This is a genomic window from uncultured Microbulbifer sp., from assembly GCF_947504145.1.
GTDB lineage: Bacteria > Pseudomonadota > Gammaproteobacteria > Pseudomonadales > Cellvibrionaceae > Microbulbifer.
Window position 1 is genome coordinate 22,695 of record NZ_CANNGQ010000008.1, and the last position, 16,930, is coordinate 39,624.

Below are 16,930 nucleotides of genomic sequence, written 5' to 3' on the forward strand. Positions count from 1 at the left end.
GGAAGGGCAGGAGCGATGAAGTGGGGAAGTTTGTTTGAACAACCATTCGGGCAGCTGTTCCGGCATCGATACGGGTATCACCACAGATTGCCGTTGCTGCCCCCGGGGCTGACACAGGTCAATCGTCGCTGGTGGCTGTATGCGGGCTTGTACCTGTTGATCGCCATCGGGATCTGGCTGCGTGTAGACCAGATTTTTGCCTATAACCCGATCCACCATATCTGGAGCGACCCCCAGCGGCACTGGGAGCAGGGCACTGAAACCCTGCGCACCGACCCTATGACCCTCACCGATCCGGTGATGTATCAGCTCTATATCGGACTGCTCGCCAAGATGACCTTGGGCGAACCCTTGCTGATTGCGCTGTACACGGCGCTGTTGGCCTGCGTTACTCCCTGGATCTGGTACCGCTTCGCCCGCGAATTACTACCCGGCCGCCTGCAGGCAACGGCGGTGTGGGCGGCTATCTCTCTACTGCCATCCTGGATTGCCATCTACAGCTATTTCATGCAGGAGACGCTCCTGCTGCCGCTGCTGGGTGCGGCTCTCTACGCGACCTGGCGCTGTCGCCGCAAACAGACGCTGGCCAGCTTTATGCTTATGGTGGGCTTTTGGATTGCCGCGGGCCTGACTCGCGGTATTGCGATTCCGTTTGCCGCCGTGGCGACAACTTGGCTGTGGCTGATCCAGCCGCAAAAAGTGGCCAAGGCTGGCTACTGCCTGCTGCTGTTGTTGCTGGTGATGGGGCCGCTCACTATTCGCAGTCACGCCGCCATGAACCTGCTGTCGCCTCATGGTATCGGCCAGTTGAATGCGCTGTATGTGCGCTCCGGAAACCGTGAAATCGGGATTGATTACAGTCGCGAAGGTGCCCGCTGGACCTACGGGTTTGGCTCGCCGTCCACGGGAGAAAAGCCTTTCGCGCCGCTGAGCGACTGGACCACGGCACGGGAAGGGCGGGTACACGCGCGGGTGCGTATCGAGCACGCCAGCGAAGACTGGGCACGGGCGATGAACCGCTATCCCATGACGCTGGACCGATATCTGTTCCTGGCTAAAGAAAACCTTATCTATTTATTTTTCGGTTCTTCCTGGCCGGACAATAATCGCGAGCGTTGGTTGGAAGCGGTAAACCACCACAGCCGCTGGATATGGACGCCTGCCACGCTGCTGCTGTTGCTGGGTACGGCATTACTGTGGTGTCGGCTCGGCAATGCGCGACTGCTGGCGGTGCTCTTATTTACCTGGATACTGGTGCAGGGGTTTTTGCCGCTTGCGGTCAACGAAGGGCGCTATCGCAAACCGCTGGAGGGGATACTGTTGGTGCAGGCGGTAGTGCTGGTTGCGGCACTGCGCCGACGGAAGCCGTCGATTGCGCAAGAGAACGCAGAGCACATGGCACTGCCGGAGTCGGAAAAGGTACCCGGGGACGCGACAGCGGGCGTTGAAATGGACGTGCCGGAAAAAGAGCCGGTTCTGGTTTGACTCCATGCAAAACCCTGAACCCGTAAAAAACAGGAAAGTGCACAACATATACTCGCTCGGGAGGCGTCAATGCTGAGGCTGATCGGGCGGTTCGGCAGCTTTGTTGCGGTAGGTGGCTTCGCCACCGCGACGCAGTACCTTGCGCTGGTTATGCTGATCGAGCTGGCCGAGGTGGCGCCGGTCTGGGCGTCGGCCCTGGCATACGGTTGTGGTGCGCTCGTCAGTTACCTGCTGAATTTTCATATCACCTTCCGCGGCCGGGCAGGGCACCGCCAGGCTCTGCCGCGATTTGTGGTGGTGGTTGGCGTGGGGCTGGGGGTGAACACCCTGTGCTTCTATCTGGTGCTGGTGGTGACCCCGTATCTGATTGCCCAGGTTGTGGCGACGCTGGTCACATTGTTCAGCAACTACCTTTTGCACCACTTGTGGATCTACCGAGAAGAGACCAGTCCGCAAACATACTGAGTTATGCAGATGCGGCCGGCTTGCCTATTACTCCTCGATCAGTCGCAGTGACAGATCAATGGCGCGCAGGTGTTTGGTGAGGCTGCCGGAAGATATGTAATCCACCGCCAACCCTGAGAGTTGCTGCAGGCGCTCTTCGTTCACACTGCCGGATATCTCAATCTTCGCGCGCCCCTCGGCCAGTTTGAGGGCGTCTGCCGTCATCTCGTCGGTAAACTCATCCAGCATGATCACATCGGCTCCTGCGTCCAGCGCCTGGGACAGCTCAGCAATGCTTTCTACTTCCACTTCGACCAGTGCGCCCGGTTTGATCTGGTGTGCCTGTCGGACCGCATTGTCGATGCCGCCGGCAGCGGTAATATGGTTTTCTTTGATCAAAAAGGCATCAAAAAGGCCGATGCGATGATTGTCGCAACCGCCGCACAGCACCGCGTATTTTTGCGCAGTGCGCAGGCCCGGAATGGTTTTGCGGGTATCCAGAATCTTGATCTCGGAGCCCTTGGTCAGCGCAGCATAGGTTGCCGCGGTGGTCGCAGTGCCTGAAAGCGTTTGCACAAAGTTCAGCGCGGACCGCTCGCCGGTCAGAATGCTTCTTGCGTTGCCAGCCAGTTCAAATAGTGTACTGTCAGCGTGCACTCGCTCACCGTCTTGCACATACCAGATCACCTCCAGCGCTGGATCCAGCTGGCGGAACACCTCGTCCACCCAGGCCTTGCCACAAAAGACACAGTCTTCCCGGGTGATTACGCGGGCGCGCGCCTGACGCTCTGCGGGAATCAATTGTGCAGTGATATCCCCATCGCCAACATCCTCGGCCAGGGCCTCGCGCACGCTGCGTTCGATGTCTTTCAGTAAGTTTGGGATATTGGCGGTGGCTGGAGTCATGTGAAATCCTCGAATATGGCGGTGCGCATACTAGCAAAATGTAGCGCGCTGCTGTCAGCCGTGCATAGCCTGTGGGGTGGCCGACAGAAAGTGTTCATTCTGGTGAGATTGTGAGCGACACCGACCGAGCGTCAGCGATGCTTGTGACGATGGTCTCAAATACCCTCAAATATACAGGCGCCAGCGACGATACGGTTGTGCTATTGGCGCGGTAGTCCGTAGAATCTACCGTCGACCAAAATCGCTTGGTCCGCGCAGGGGATCCCGGAGTTGTAATGTACCGGGTGGGTTTCCCCGCAGGCTCGAACAACAAATAAACAGGTTCGCAGCTGGTTTCCCAGAGCCATCTGCGGTTGCATCTCCCGGCAGCCCTTGTAGTTCCCCGTAGCGGGGCGGCCGGCCAAGGCTATGTGGCAATGAAAGACTCCAATAACGTGGTATCCATGCAGGGTGTGTACAAGGAGCAGCAGAGAGAGGCCAAGCGCACTCTCAGCCTGCCCGCATCCGTAACCGCTGTAAGGGACAAGGCCCAGGCACTGCTCGCCGAGCAGGCCAAGCTGGTCTTTGCCAAAGTGGACGATTCGCTGTTTGCCATGGCCGAGAAGGCCCACGGCCAGGAAGAACAGGACGGCCTGTTCCAGGCGCTGCGCCTGTTGCGGGTTGAGCGCCGCAAAGTGGTTGAGCGCTTTTCCGTGAATCTGGGTAGCGCATTCCTGGTGCGTGAATCGTCTACCGATGAAAAGGACGATCCGTATTCTGCGGACAACCTGTCTCTGGTACACAACGACGATCTTGAGCAACTGGTGGCCGTGGATACCATGGTGGCCAATGCAAAACGGGATTTTTCCGAGCCGCTCACCGAGATTTCCCTGCGTCTGAACACGCTTCTCTCCGTCAGAATCTACGACAAGAACAATCCCATTGGCCCGGACGCGATCTGCGATGCGTTTATTGAGGCTTGCCGTCCGCTGGACCTGCATATTCGCGCGCGTTTGACCCTGCTCAAAAAATTCGAGCAGCTGGTGATGGTGAATCTGGGTAAGCTGTACGAGCAGTGCAACGATCTATTCGTTGACCACGGTGTATTGCCGTCTCTGAAGCAGCAACGCCGTGCGGCGCGCCAACAGCGCCCGGCGCCGCGGACTCAGGGTATGCAGGGCGGGCAGCAAGCACCGGACTCGTCATATTCCAACAGCGGCTCAGCGCCAGTGGGCGGACACGGCCTGGTGCCGCTGGGCGCTGGTGTTGCGCCGATGCCCCCGCAAGATCTGCTGACGCACCTGGGGGCACTGCAGAGCCACCTCCCGGAAAGCTATGAAGGCGAAGAAATCCAGCTGCTGAATGTCGGCAATCTGCTTCAGCAGCGCCTGATGGAAGTGCGTCAGTCTGCGTCACTGGCAAAAATGGACAGTGACATCATCAAGCTGGTCGAGATGTTGTTTTCCTTCATCCTCGAAGATCGCAATCTCGCCGAACCGATCAAGTCCCAGTTGGGGCGTTTGCAATTGCCCTTATTGAAAGTGGCCATTGCCGATAAATCCTTCTTCAGTAAGGGCGGGCACCCCGCGCGCAAGCTGCTGAACGAACTGGCGGATGCCGCCACCGGCTGGCAGGCCAAAGACAATTACCAGTCCGACCCGCTGTTCAAGAAGATCAGCGAGGTCGTAGCCAGAGTTCTGGCGGAGTTCGACCAGGACATCAATATTTTCTCCACACTGCTGGAGTCCTTTCGCGAGTTCATCCTGCGTGAGCGCAAGCGCGCAGAAAAGCTGGAGCGACGGATTGTTGATGAGGCCGATGGCAAGGCAAAAACCCAGGCTGCCAGGGCGCGTGTGTCTGCGGTAATGGACGCGTTGATGGCGGAGCGTGATCTGCCGCCGGTTGTCTCTGAGTGGTTGGAGAAAGTTTGGTCCAACATGCTGTTCCTGACCTGCATTAAAGAGGGGACAGACAGTGAAAGCTGGAACCGCGATGTACGCACCGCAAGGGATCTTGTGTGGAGCGTGCACGCCCCCATGCCAGATAGTCGCAAGCAGTTGCTGGGCCTGTTGCCTGCCCTGCAAGAGCGGCTGAAGGCCGGTGTTGAGGCGGTTTCTCTGAATACCTTCGATGCCCGCCGTATGTTCACCGGGCTGAAGGAGGTGTATCGGGAGCGTTTTGCGCTGGCGCAGCGCATCGCCGAAGAGCGCAGCCGCAAGGCACGCGACGAAGTGCGTGACGAAGTAAATGAAGAACGCAGCAATGACGCCGAAGTGGTGCAGGCGGAAGCTGCTCAGATTGAAGTCACCGAGGTGCAACCCGCAGAACCTGTTGTCGAGCTTCCGCAAATGGAAGAGCTGGAGCAGGTGGTTGCCAAGGCGGAAGTTGCAGTGGAGTCTGCCAGTGAAGCGGAGGCGCTTTCACAGAGTGATTCCCATTGGCAGCAGACCTTCCGCTTGGCGCAGGGCAGCTGGTTTGAGCTCAAACGCGGTGATGAAGAACAGTTCCGCTGTCGCCTCGCGGCGGTAATCAAGGACATCGACCAGTTTATTTTTGTGAACCGCAACGGTGCCAAGGTTGCTGAATTTACCCGAATGGAGCTAGCGCATGCACTGCGTAATGCGCAACTGATGCCGTTGGATGACGGTATGCTGTTCGAGCGCGCGCTTCAGTCGGTGATTGGCACCGTGCGCAAGTCCCGCGGCGAGATGAGCTGATTCTGGCGGGCGACATTTTTTGCTCGCCCGTCAGGACTAGAGTTCGTAATAAAACTGAAATATTTGTCAGTTAAATCCTCTATTTGGCGGTGAACTTTGTTTGCCGCACTCCCTTTTGCGCAAGTACCCTCCTGACTTTTGTGACTCCCGATTAAGTTCCTACTTTTTTTAGGGGAATTGGCCCTAATTGGCACTTGCGTGTCGTATTTGTTTGCCGGATATTGAGCAATAGTTCTAATTTTTCAGGCGCAAACCACTTGATCCGCGATAGAGTGTGCCTTACGAGAAAGATTGAATTGAATATTGCCGGTTTGATTCGGCGTTCCCCATGTGGATGTTTTGGGGTTGGAACGATGAAATCCGCAGCAAGCACGCTCTGAGTCGATGCCAGGAGGGCAAAGAACAGTGAACAGGGACGATATGGACCAGAACAAGAACGAACTTTTTGTTATTACCGGTGGTGTCTCGAGTGGACGAGAGTCCGGGGCTCGCCCTCACTCACGCGCCGGTGCCTCAAGGCAGCTTTCCAAAACCGTGAATCTGATTAATCAAAAAACAATACAGTGGGTACAGGCGCGGGCTGAAGAAGTGTTTGCCCAGGTAGACGATTCCCTGTTTGCCATGGCGGAGAAGGCGCATCAGCAGGATGAGCAGGATCGTCTGTTTCACGCCATCCGCGCCCTGCGAGTGGAACTCAGCGATCTGGTGGACGGGTTTTGCGATGGGGTGGAAGACCGCTTTCGTAACCCGCGCAATGACCACCCGGATGAAGAGGGGGTTGGCAGTGAGGCCTCACTGAAAAGCCTGTCGTTGGTGAATGACGAAGACCTGGAGCAGCAGGTCGCTATCCGCACCATGATTTCCAATATCAAGCGCGATCATGCGGAATCCATCGCCGCGTTGTCGCTGCGTCTGGATACCCTGCTTCCGTGTAAAGTTTACGATGAGAACCTACCCCTGGGGCCGGCGGCCATTTGTGCGGCGTTTGCCGAGGTTCTAGAGGACGTCGATATCGCACTGCGCGCGCGGATGACGGTATTCAAGAAATTTGAACTGCACCTGGTCAATCGACTTGGCGAGCTCTACGACAGCTGCAATAGCCTGCTGATCGAGCAGGGTGTGTTGCCCACGATTGAAGACCCATTGCGTCATCGCAATCGCAATGGTGGGCGCTCGCCCCAGTCCACAGTATCGGGAGGGCAGAGTGCCCAGGCTTCGCTGCCGCCGGATGGGCAGATGGCAGGAGCCTATGGTGCTGGGGGGCCTGGTGGTGCTCAGCCCGCTAGCGCCCAACTCAATAGCTCTTATGCGTCAGCTGCCGGCTCTGGCGGAGCTATGGCCTCCGGTGGCGGTTACGGGCTGATGCCCGCAGGGTCCGGTGCAGCGCCCATGGCGACACCGGCGCTGTTCCAGCAACTGGGTCAGTTCCAGATGTCGCTGCCGGTACAGTCGGCGCCCGCAGGGCAGCTGGTCAACGTTACCGAGCTGCTGCAGGAGCACCTGAAGGCGAGCAACCAGAGCGCATCCCTTCACGAGCTGGATAGCGAAGTCATACGTCTGGTGGATATGCTGTTTTCCTTTATGCTGGAAGACCGCAATCTGGCGGAGCCGGTCAAGGCCCAGTTGATCCGGCTGCAGTTGCCAATGCTCAAGCTGGCGGTTGCCGACAAGGCATTTTTCAGCAAGGGCGGGCACCCGGCACGGCGTCTGCTGAATGAAATGGCCGATGCCGCCATCGGCTGGCAGCCGGGCGAAAATTATCTCAACGACCCGCTCTACCGGGAAATCAGTACCATCGTCGACGGCGTACTGGCGGAGTATGACGAGGATGATCAGGTGTTCGTCCGTCTGCTGGAAACCTTCCGCGAGTTTTCCGTGCGCGAGCGCAAGCGGGCGGCGGTTATGGAGCGCCGGACTATTGATGAGGCGCAGGGCGCGGCCCGTGTAGAAGCCGCCAAAACCCGCGTAGCCGCCGTTTTTGATGCGCTGACCGCGGAGCGCAAGCTGCCTAAAATCGTACACGAGTGGCTGACCCGGGTATGGAGCAGCATTCTTTTCCGTACCTGCCTGAAAGAAGGTACCGGTAGTGGCCTGTGGCGTCAGCATGTACTCACTGCGCGGGACCTGATCTGGAGTGTGGTGGCGCCGATGCCCGAGAGCAGCGTAAAAATGCGCCGTTTGCTGCCAGACCTGAAAAAGCGCCTGCAGCAGGGAGCGCAATCCCTGTCGTTGGGGGCGGGTGATCAGCAGCGCCTGTTGGCTGGCTTGGAAGCGCTCTATCAGGAGCGGCAGAAGCTCGGCGAGCGGGTTGAGTCCGAGCGCGAACGCAGGACCCGGGAACGTCTGGTTCAGGAGCTGCGGCGCGAAGCGGATAGTATCCTGTCCATCCCGGTCGAAGAGGCGGATGTGGCTACGCTGGAGAGCGAGGCGGAAGTCGCCCAGGATGAGGTGAGGGAGCTGCCCGCTGGTGAAAAAGCGCTGCCGGCGGTGGAAGAGATTCAACGGGTGGTGAGCCAGGCGACAGTCGGTGCGTCACCGAAAGTCAAACCCGTGCCTCAGGACGACCACCACTGGCAACAGACCTACCATCTGAAAGACAGCTGGTTTCTGCTGCGTCATCCGGAAAAGCTTCCGGTACGCTGTCGTTTGGCGGCCATCATCAGTGACCTGGACCAGTTTATGTTTGTGAACCGCCAGGGCGCCAAAGTGGGGGTTTACACCCGACTCGAGCTGGCCCATGCGCTGCGCAATGAAGAGCTGTTGCCGCTGGAGCAGGGGCCTCTGTTTGAGCGGGCCCTGGAGTATGTGGTTGGTCACTGCGGGGAAAGTAAAATAGAGATCCATGTCTGAGCCCCCGCGGGCGGAGCGGCATGGAGCGAGATGAAAGCCGGGGTATCCCGGCTTTTCTTTGTCTGGGTTTTATTTTCTATACTGCATCACGCGCATTCGGTGGGGCGGATGCCCATTATTTGACACGGCTATTGGCAGTTGCTTCTTCGCTTCCATAAAATACCCCTCTGCTCAATTCCCGCGGGGTCGCGTTTGTGAAATATCAGGTCCAGTCAGGGTGGCTGTCCGGTGTGCGCCGGGTACCCAGTCCGCATTGCAACAGTCGTCCCGACGATGCGGAAGTGGATCTGTTGGTGATTCACTGTATCAGCCTGCCACCGGGGCAGTACGGCGGCGCCTATATCGATGAATTTTTCCTCGGTCACCTGGATATTGATGCCCACCCCTACTTTTCTGAAATTGCCACATTGCAGGTTTCTGCACATTTCTTGATCGATCGCAACGGCCGAGTTACCCAGTATGTGCCGCTGAATCAGCGCGCCTGGCATGCGGGGCAGTCGACGTTTTGCGGGCGGGAAAACTGCAATGACTTCTCCATCGGCATTGAACTGGAAGGGCTGGATACCGATACCTACACGCCGGCGCAGTACCAATCTCTGGCGGAAGTAACCCGTGCAATCACAGAAGCCTATCCGGCGATTGACCGGTCGAGGATCACCGGGCATTCAGATATCGCACCGGGAAGAAAGCTGGACCCGGGTCCGGGGTTTGACTGGGACCTGTATTTTAAAAAACTGGATCAGGTGCAGGGGGACGTGCCTGAGGGCTGAGATGCCGTCTGGTGAGGCACCCTGATCCACAGGTTCGCAAAACAACTACAACACGCAATACAACAAATTTACAGGGGGCGCTATGGCGCTTTTGATTGTGTTATTGGCATTGGGACTGGTGCAGATCTGGGGCTCTGGCGGCCCGCTGCACCGGGATGGCTGGTTTGGCCGGTGGCAGACTTTTGTCTACAGCCGCGGCGTGGTGCAGGGCAAGTCGGGTATCGGTTTCGGCCTGGTGGTACTGCTGCCGGTGCTGGGTACGGCCATCGTATTGGCGTTCGCGGAAGCGGCGCTCGGCTGGTTGGGCGTGCTTCTGGTGAGTGTGCCTGTACTGCTGTACAGCTTTGGGCGCGGTAATTTTAACGAGGCGCTGGCGGGCTATCTGCGGGCCTGGTATCAGGGAAACCTGGAAGACGCCAGAAAGGCGGCAGAGCCGTTGATGGAGCCTGCGGATTTCGAGCGCGCGCAGCAGATTTCCAATGGACAGGAGCTGCACCGGTTGGTGTTCCGGGCCGCTGCGTACCGCGCTTTTGAACGCTTGTTTGCGGTGTTGTTCTGGTTCCTGTTGCTGGGTATTCCGGGGGCTATGCTGTATCGCCTCAGCCATCTTGCTCATGGAGCGCTCAGTAAAAAGAATCTCTCGGAGGGTGAATCTTCCGCGCCAGCGACTGCCGGTGATCAGGCGCTGGCGGCGCGCTGGCTGTGGCTGATCGAATGGTTGCCGGTGCGCGCGATCGGCTTCAGTCTTGCTATCGTGGGTAATTTTGCCGGCTGCTACCGCGCCTGGCGCGATCATCTGACCTGCAAACAAAGCGCGACGGATGATGTGCTGGAATACTATCTTGAGGGCGCTCTTGGCGGGATCGACAGCAGCGAGTGCAGCGCCGGTGCCGCCGTCAGCGAGGGGCAGCGTTTGTGCGGTGCGGAAATCGAGGGCATGCAGGCGCTGTTGTCCCGAGCGCTGTTGATGTGGGTGACGCTGATGGCGCTGTACGGTCTTTTTGCCAGCTGAGAAAGGTCCGGCTGATCCGAGTTCTGATTCTCGAAGCCTATTGTTTATTCGTCGACGGTAAGGAGATTGCGTGACAGAGGCCTGTGGTGAACCACCAGCGGATAATACGGGAGCCGGCCTATTGGACTTGCCCGCCGCTGCGGATGTATTCGCCGCGGCCGAGCGCATCGCCGGCCGAATTCACCGCACTCCACTGATCGCATCGTCGAGCCTGAACGGCTTGCTTGGCGCTGATCTGTATTTCAAATGTGAACACCTGCAGAAGGTCGGCGCTTTCAAGGCGCGCGGTGCCGCCAACGCTGTGTCACAGGTACCGGCGGGCACGAAGATTGTCGCCACCCATTCCTCCGGTAATCACGGCGCCGCACTGGCGTGGGCAGCGGCGGAGCAGGGGCTTCGCTGCAAGGTGGTGATGCCGGAGAATGCACCAGAGGTAAAAAAGTCAGCGGTTGCTGCATACGGAGCAGAGATCGTATTTTGTGAGCCGACACTGCAGGCACGGGAGTCCACGCTTGAGGATCTGGTGCAGTCTTGCGGTGCCCATGTCGTCCCGCCATTTGATGACGCGCGCATTATTGCCGGGCAGGGTACGGTCGCTCAGGAAATTGTGGGGCAGTGTCGTGCGCTGGGGTTTGTGCCAGACCTTATCGTTGCCCCGGTGGGCGGCGGCGGCCTTCTCGCTGGTGTTGGCCTTGCTGCGTCCGCACTGGCACCTGAGATAAAAGTACTGGGCGCCGAGCCCGCCGGTGCCGACGACGCTCAGCGCTCATTCCGCAGTGGAACCCGTGTCACCGAGCTGGTGCCGGACACCATTGCGGACGGTTTGCGTACAACTCTGGGGGTGCGAAACTTTGCGTTGATACGCACGTGTGTCAACGACGTGGTGACGGTTTCCGAGGCGGCCATTGGCGAAGCGCTGGTGTTGCTGTGGCGCCGCACCAAGCAGTTTGTCGAACCGTCGGCGGCGGTGGGGCTGGCTGCGGTGATGGAGCATCCCGCGCGTTTTCGCAACAAACGTGCGGTGATCGTGTTGACCGGTGGCAATGTGGATATCGCGGCGGCTGCAGGCTTTGTAAGCGGCCACCATCAGTCCATGAAATGAACGAAGGTGTGGGACTGCACCAGAATGGATGTGCGCATTACCGCGCTAAGGAAAGTCATGAAAAAGGAAATCAAGCGACTCGGGATCTTCAGTTGGGTCATCGGTAGCGTCCGGCGGCCTGCTACACTGTTGGCAACTCTGGCGGTGTCACTTTTTTTGGCGATTGCGCCTACGGTAGCTGCACAAGACGGAAGTGCGAAGTCCTTCCGGCTGGCGTCCACCACCCTGAAAAGCGGTGGCCGTATGACCAAAGCGCAGGTTTACTACGGGTTTGGCTGTAGCGGCGAAAACATTTCCCCTGAACTCCATTGGCAGGGGGCTCCGCAGGGCACCCGCAGTTTTGCGGTGGTCATGCACGATCCGGATGCACCCACGGGGAGTGGTTGGTGGCACTGGGTGGTCTTCAATATTCCGGCAACGGTGACGGCGCTTCCCGAGGGGGCCGGAGATCCCAAGTCCGGCCTGATCCCCGAGGCGATCCAGAGCCGCACAGATTTTGGCAGTCCCGGCTATGGCGGAGCCTGTCCGCCGGAAGGGCATGGCGACCATCGCTATCAATTCCGGGTGTACGCGCTTAAAGTGGAGCAATTGCAGCTGGATGAAAATGCGCCAGCGGCTATGGTGGCGTATCAGATCAATGCCAATAAACTCGCTGAAGCACAGCTCGAAGTGAAATTCGGCCGTTGACCCCGGGCACCCCGGCGTCATTGCCGCCAGGCAAGCAGATAAAAGGAAGCAAAGCCTGCCCATGCAAAAGCAAAAAATGACCTGGGGAGAAGCGCTCACGGTTTATACCCGGCCGAAAGTGCTGGCGATGTTTTTCTTTGGTATCTCCGCCGGGTTGCCACTACTGCTGGTTTTTTCCACCCTCACCGCCTGGCTGCGCGATTACGGTATCAGCCGAACCACCATTGGCTTTACCGCGTGGATCGGTATCACCTTCTCCATCAAATTCATTTGGGCACCTATCATCGATTCCCTGCGAATCCCGTTTTTGACCAACGTGATGGGGAAGCGGCGCAGTTGGATCCTGGTGTCACAGATTGGTGTCGCATTTGGCCTGTTCGCCATGAGCCAGATTAACCCGCAGTTGGCGCTACCTGCCGTATTCGGGTTTGGCATCTTGGTGGCGTTTTGCTCTGCCTCCCAGGACGTGGTCATCGACGCCTACCGGATCGAAGCGGTGGATACCGAGTTTCAGGGTGCCATGGCGGCAATGTATGTGTTTGGCTACCGGGTGGCACTGCTGATCGCTGGTGCAGGTGCGCTGTTTATCGCCGAGTACGCCAGTTGGAGCATTTCCTATATGTGCATGGCGGCGCTGATGGGTGTGGGGATTATCACCACGCTATTGGTTTCGGAACCGGATCACCAGAAGGCGCGCGCTCAGGGCCAGGAGTTTCAGCACGCCTGGGTCGACCGGGTGCTTGGCAGTGGCAAGCATGGCCGGATAAGCGAGTGGTTCGTGCGCGCGGTGGCGTGTCCGTTTATTGACTTCTTCCAGCGCAATGGCCGCTTCGCGATCGTGCTTCTATTGTTTATTGGTATTTACCGCGTCAGCGATATTGCCATGGGGGTGATGGCCAACCCCTTCTATCTGGATCTGGGATTCAGCAAGGATGACATCGCGCAGATTGGTAAGCTGTTCGGTTTTTTCTGCACGATGCTCGGTGCGTTTCTCGGCGGGGCTCTGGTGGTACGTTTCGGGATCCTGCGCCCGCTGATTCTTGGAGCGGCCATGGTGGCGGCGACCAATCTGTTATTCGCCCACCTGGCGACGATAGGGCCGGACAAAACGTGGCTGGCGATCGTAATCAGTGCGGATAACGTCAGTGCCGGGATATCCAACTCGGTGTTTATTGCCTTTCTTTCGAGCCTGGTTAATCAGTCATATACCGCTACCCAGTACGCCCTGTTCAGTTCACTGATGACGTTGCCCGGCAAATTTATCAGTGGATTCTCTGGAATCGTAGTGGACGGGGAGGGGTATGAGTATTTCTTTATTCTCGTGGCGATTCTCGGTATTCCTGCCGTGCTACTGGCAATTTACATCTGGTATCGGAACCGGGATCAAGAAGCGGCAGAAGATGAAGAGGCAGCGCCGGGGTGATCGGCGTTTCCCTTCAGGCCTTTCTCCCGCGCGCTGTCAAAGCTGTCCTGGCTTCGGCCAGCCGTAGTGCCGAAGATCAATCTTACCCTTCACAGGCGTCACCCCTTCATCGAGTAACCTCGCCAGCTGGCGTTTTGCCGCCGGTTCAGGCAGGGAGACTTTTCCCTGAGCATTGATCACCCGATGCCATGGCAGGCGGGTATCTCTGGGTAGTTTTCTCAGTGTCTGCCCCACGAGTCTGGCGGCTCTGGGGAGACCTGCGAGCTCGGCTAGTCCACCGTATGTAACCACCCGTCCCGTAGGAACCCGTGCAAGTGCAAGGCAGATGCGACTTGTGGCATCATGCCCTTTCATTTTTCTGCCCTGCAGATCATGCACGGGTGAGTCGGCGCTGGCTTTGCTATCTGGCTTATCAGTCAATTTTCTGCAATAACTCCAGGCTATCGAAAGGTTGTTTCGTGCTTTCTGTTGTACCCAGTACTTCTTTTTTCCATATTTCTTTCCGGTCGCGTGTGGCACTCAAGGTGCTCAGCGGCCTTGTGGCCCTGACGTTTACCACATTTACCTCGCTGGCAAATGCCGGCGTGCTGAGTCTGACCAATGGCGACCGTATTCACGGTGAGCTGGTGGTAGTGGACCGGGACAATGTGGTGTGGAAATCGGAAACCTTTGGGGATATTACCGTAGCCAAGGAGAAAATCCTCTCCCTGGAGACCGACAAGGACCTGAAGATCGCCGGCCGGGATGAACCCTGCGCGCTGGCTGGTCACCGCCGTCAGCAGTGGGAGCTTTACTGTGATGAAGGTTCCGGTTGGGTGATGGACTTTCCGGCGATTGACCGCGCCGAGCCGTATATCAACTTTGTCGGTAACCCGATTATTTTCCGTGGAAATGTCGCCGCCTCTGGTGTGTTCGAAGAGGGCAACCGGGAGCGGGAAGACTGGGATATCAACGCCAATTTTGATGTGCGTCATGGTGATTTCCACCACCTTATAGGCACCCAATATCAGAACCAGAACAGTTCCGAAGTGGACGACCTGGAAAAGTACCGGCTGAGCTACGACTTGCGCTGGATCTTCGCAGAGAAGTGGTTCGCCGCCGGCAACAGCTCCCTGCTTCATGAAGAGGCGCGGAACCTGGATCTCGGATCCACCGTTGGTCTCGGTCTTGGTTATCTGTTTTTCGACACCGACAAATCGGCGCTGTCTATCCAGGGTGGTGTGAGCAGCCTGAAAGAAAACTATATCGATCCGAGCTTGAATGAGGACCCGAGTAAGCGCTATGCAGCTGGACGTACGGCGTGGGACTTCCGTTACAAATTCGATCTGGGCCCGGAAATCTATTACAACCAGGAATTGCTGCAGTCGCTGGATCGCAGTGATGACTATCAGAGCAATGCAGAAATCGGTGTCCGCACGCCACTGGTGAAGGGCATCCTGATGGAAGTCAAGTACGCTTGGCAGTACGACAACACACCATCTCTGGATAGTGAGAAAGAAGACACCAAAATGACCATTGGCGTGGGCTATTCCTGGTAAAAGCACGCCTGTTCAAAATATTGACAATACGTTGAGGTACCTATGCAGGTTGCAAACAGCATTATTGCCATTACCGGTGCGGGCCAGGGCTTGGGCCGGGCCATGGCCAGATATCTTGCCGGTCGCGGCGCCCGCCTCGCGTTGATCGATGTCAATCAGGAGCGGCTCGATGAAAGTGTTGCCGCCTGTAGTGAAGTGGGTGGAGAAGCGCGCAGCTACGTGATCGATGTGGCCAATGAAGTCGCTGTCGACGAGGGCTTTGCGGCCATCAACAAGGATTTTGGTGGGCTGGATGTGCTGGTAAACAACGCCGGTATCATGCGCGATGGCATGTTGCTGAAAGTCAAAGATGGCAAGGTGGCCGATCGTATGTCCCTCGCTCAGTGGCAGTCGGTGATCGACGTCAACCTGACGGGTGTTTTCCTGTGTACCCGGGCGGCCGCCGGGATCATGGCGGAGAAGGGCGATGGGGGTGTTATCGTCAACATCTCCAGCGTTTCCCGCGCGGGCAACATGGGGCAGACCAATTATTCCGCATCGAAAGCGGGTGTTGCCACCATGACCGTTACCTGGGCGCGGGAACTGGCGCGTTACGGTGTGCGGGTGGCTGCCATTGCGCCGGGCTTTATAGGTACCGAAATGGTTGCTCAGATGCGCCCGGAAATTCTTGAGGGCCTGGTAAAGCAGGTTCCACTGCGCCGTATCGGAGAGCCGGATGAAATTGCCAGCACTGTGTCGTTTATCATTGAAAATGACTATCTCACCGGTCGTGTGGTAGAAATCGACGGCGGAGCCCGCATGTAGGTTATTTCGGCGCCAGGGGTGAACCGATACAACCCTGCATGACTGCGTCGGCATCTCCACTCCCGGCTTCAGCCGGGCAAACAGGAAACCATCACAATGCGTCCTCTACTACTGCTGTTTATCCTTCTGCCGATCCTTGAAATGTGGGTTTTGATCAGTGTTGGAGAAGAAATTGGTGCGCTGCCGACCATTGGTCTTGTTCTGCTCACTGCGGTCATCGGCCTGGCGCTGCTGAAACGGCAGGGGATTTCAACTGTGATGCGGGCGCAGCAGAAGATGCAGGCCGGGGAGATGCCCGCAAAGGAGATGGCGGAAGGCATATTCCTCGCTGTAGGTGGTGCACTGCTTCTCACACCTGGATTTATTACCGATACCATTGGGTTTGCCTGCCTCATTCCCGGCGTGCGGCAGCTGATTATCGGCAGGCTCCTCGGCCATGTAGTGGTGGTGCGAGGCTCCACCTACACTCAGGGTCCTTTCCAGAAGGGCCCTTTCCAGCAGGGGCCACACCAGCACCAGGGGCCGCGCCAGCAGGGCCCATTCCAACAGCCCGGTCAGGACCGCTCCCGTGACATTATTGATGGCGAGTTTCAACGGGAAGAGCAAAGGGACGGGCGAATAGCGGGGCAGGACGATCAGCGCGACCACAAGCGCCAAAACAAGGACGATCCCACAAAGGGCGGTTGATTATTGATCGCCGTCACCGGACAACCCGATCTCCTGCTTCATTTCGCCAAAAATCCTCCAGTTTTTTTACCCGCCGCTGTTGAAATCCCTTCGAGTCCCCCCCAGATAGGCTGCACCCCAAGTTTTTCCTGTTTCGGAAACCCGGAGCAGGTCTGGCAGAGAGCACGCAAAGCGGGCTCGAGCCACTTGACATTGCAACCCCAAAACGACTCATTGGAGAGCCAATCCATGAAAATTCGTCCTTTACACGATCGCGTGGTAGTACGCCGTAAGGAAGAAGAACAGAAAACTGCTGGTGGCATCGTGCTGCCGGGTGCAGCGAAAGAAAAGCCCAACCAGGGCGAAGTGGTTGCCGTTGGCGAAGGTAAATTGCTGGATAACGGTGATGTGCGCGCACTGTCTGTAAACGTTGGTGACACCGTAGTGTTCGGCCGCTATGCCGACAGCAACACCCTCAAGGTGGACGGCGAAGAGCTGATCATCATGAGCGAAGGCGACATTTACGGTGTACTGGAGGGCTGAGGCC

Annotated in this window: 14 protein-coding genes and 1 pseudogene; 13 read left to right on the plus strand and 2 right to left on the minus strand. The window is 57.7% G+C overall.

Annotated elements, in window-relative coordinates; translation table 11 throughout:
• The first annotated feature begins 15 nt into the window (after positions 1–15).
• Positions 16–1,485 carry a hypothetical protein gene (locus Q1A74_RS18105; protein ID WP_299599636.1) on the plus strand — a complete coding sequence of 490 codons (1,470 nt, stop codon included), beginning with the start codon at positions 16–18 and terminating at the stop codon, positions 1,483–1,485.
• A 69-nt stretch (positions 1,486–1,554) separates the two neighbouring features.
• A complete protein-coding gene (locus Q1A74_RS18110; RefSeq protein ID WP_299599638.1) occupies positions 1,555–1,950 on the plus strand; it encodes a GtrA family protein in 396 nt (131 codons plus the stop codon).
• 27 nt (positions 1,951–1,977) lie between these two features.
• Here the strand turns inward: Q1A74_RS18110 and nadC are convergent, their stop codons facing one another.
• Positions 1,978–2,835 carry a carboxylating nicotinate-nucleotide diphosphorylase gene (nadC, locus tag Q1A74_RS18115; RefSeq protein ID WP_299599640.1) on the minus strand — a complete coding sequence of 286 codons (858 nt, stop codon included), beginning with the start codon at positions 2,833–2,835 and terminating at the stop codon, positions 1,978–1,980.
• A 416-nt stretch (positions 2,836–3,251) separates the two neighbouring features.
• On the opposite strand from nadC, the gene Q1A74_RS18120 reads away from it, so the two are divergent.
• The 7 genes from Q1A74_RS18120 to Q1A74_RS18150 all read left to right on the plus strand — a co-directional run bounded on the left by Q1A74_RS18120 (position 3,252) and on the right by Q1A74_RS18150 (position 13,375).
• Complete coding sequence (locus tag Q1A74_RS18120) at positions 3,252–5,531, plus strand: DUF1631 domain-containing protein (RefSeq protein ID WP_299599641.1); 2,280 nt, start codon at positions 3,252–3,254, stop codon at positions 5,529–5,531.
• 534 nt (positions 5,532–6,065) lie between these two features.
• Entirely contained in the window at positions 6,066–8,381 is a 2,316-nt protein-coding gene (locus Q1A74_RS18125) for a DUF1631 domain-containing protein (protein ID WP_367275434.1), read from the plus strand.
• Between the two features lie 194 nt (positions 8,382–8,575).
• On the plus strand, positions 8,576–9,151 hold the full coding sequence (gene ampD, locus Q1A74_RS18130) for a 1,6-anhydro-N-acetylmuramyl-L-alanine amidase AmpD (protein WP_299599643.1): 576 nt from the start codon (positions 8,576–8,578) through the stop codon (positions 9,149–9,151).
• Between the two features lie 82 nt (positions 9,152–9,233).
• A complete protein-coding gene (gene ampE / locus Q1A74_RS18135) occupies positions 9,234–10,163 on the plus strand; it encodes a regulatory signaling modulator protein AmpE (protein ID WP_299599645.1) in 930 nt (309 codons plus the stop codon).
• Positions 10,164–10,233: 70 nt separating this feature from the next.
• The gene (locus tag Q1A74_RS18140) at positions 10,234–11,265 is read left to right on the plus strand and encodes a threonine/serine dehydratase (protein WP_299599646.1); all 1,032 of its coding nucleotides are present in this window, start codon (positions 10,234–10,236) and stop codon (positions 11,263–11,265) included.
• A gap of 57 nt (positions 11,266–11,322) precedes the next feature.
• Positions 11,323–11,952 (plus strand): YbhB/YbcL family Raf kinase inhibitor-like protein, encoded by a 630-nt coding sequence (locus Q1A74_RS18145; RefSeq protein WP_299599648.1) that lies wholly within the window; start codon positions 11,323–11,325, stop codon positions 11,950–11,952.
• Positions 11,953–12,013: 61 nt separating this feature from the next.
• A complete protein-coding gene (locus tag Q1A74_RS18150; protein ID WP_299599650.1) occupies positions 12,014–13,375 on the plus strand; it encodes an MFS transporter in 1,362 nt (453 codons plus the stop codon).
• Positions 13,376–13,411: 36 nt separating this feature from the next.
• On the opposite strand, the gene Q1A74_RS18155 is transcribed toward Q1A74_RS18150, so the two are convergent.
• Positions 13,412–13,729, minus strand: a complete 318-nt coding sequence (locus Q1A74_RS18155) for an MGMT family protein (protein WP_299599690.1) — start codon at positions 13,727–13,729, stop codon at positions 13,412–13,414.
• Positions 13,730–13,887: 158 nt separating this feature from the next.
• Here Q1A74_RS18155 and Q1A74_RS18160 point away from each other — a divergent pair, with 158 nt between their 5' ends.
• The 4 genes and pseudogenes from Q1A74_RS18160 to groES all read left to right on the plus strand — a co-directional run bounded on the left by Q1A74_RS18160 (position 13,888) and on the right by groES (position 16,926).
• Entirely contained in the window at positions 13,888–14,913 is a 1,026-nt protein-coding gene (locus tag Q1A74_RS18160; RefSeq protein WP_299599652.1) for a DUF481 domain-containing protein, read from the plus strand.
• Between the two features lie 42 nt (positions 14,914–14,955).
• Positions 14,956–15,717: an SDR family oxidoreductase gene (locus tag Q1A74_RS18165; protein WP_299599654.1), complete on the plus strand. Its 762-nt coding sequence runs from the start codon at positions 14,956–14,958 to the stop codon at positions 15,715–15,717.
• 96 nt (positions 15,718–15,813) lie between these two features.
• Positions 15,814–16,140: pseudogene (locus tag Q1A74_RS18475) on the plus strand (FxsA family protein); the annotation flags it as partial.
• A gap of 492 nt (positions 16,141–16,632) precedes the next feature.
• Positions 16,633–16,926 (plus strand): co-chaperone GroES, encoded by a 294-nt coding sequence (gene groES, locus Q1A74_RS18175; protein ID WP_299599658.1) that lies wholly within the window; start codon positions 16,633–16,635, stop codon positions 16,924–16,926.
• The last annotated feature ends 4 nt before the right edge of the window (positions 16,927–16,930 follow it).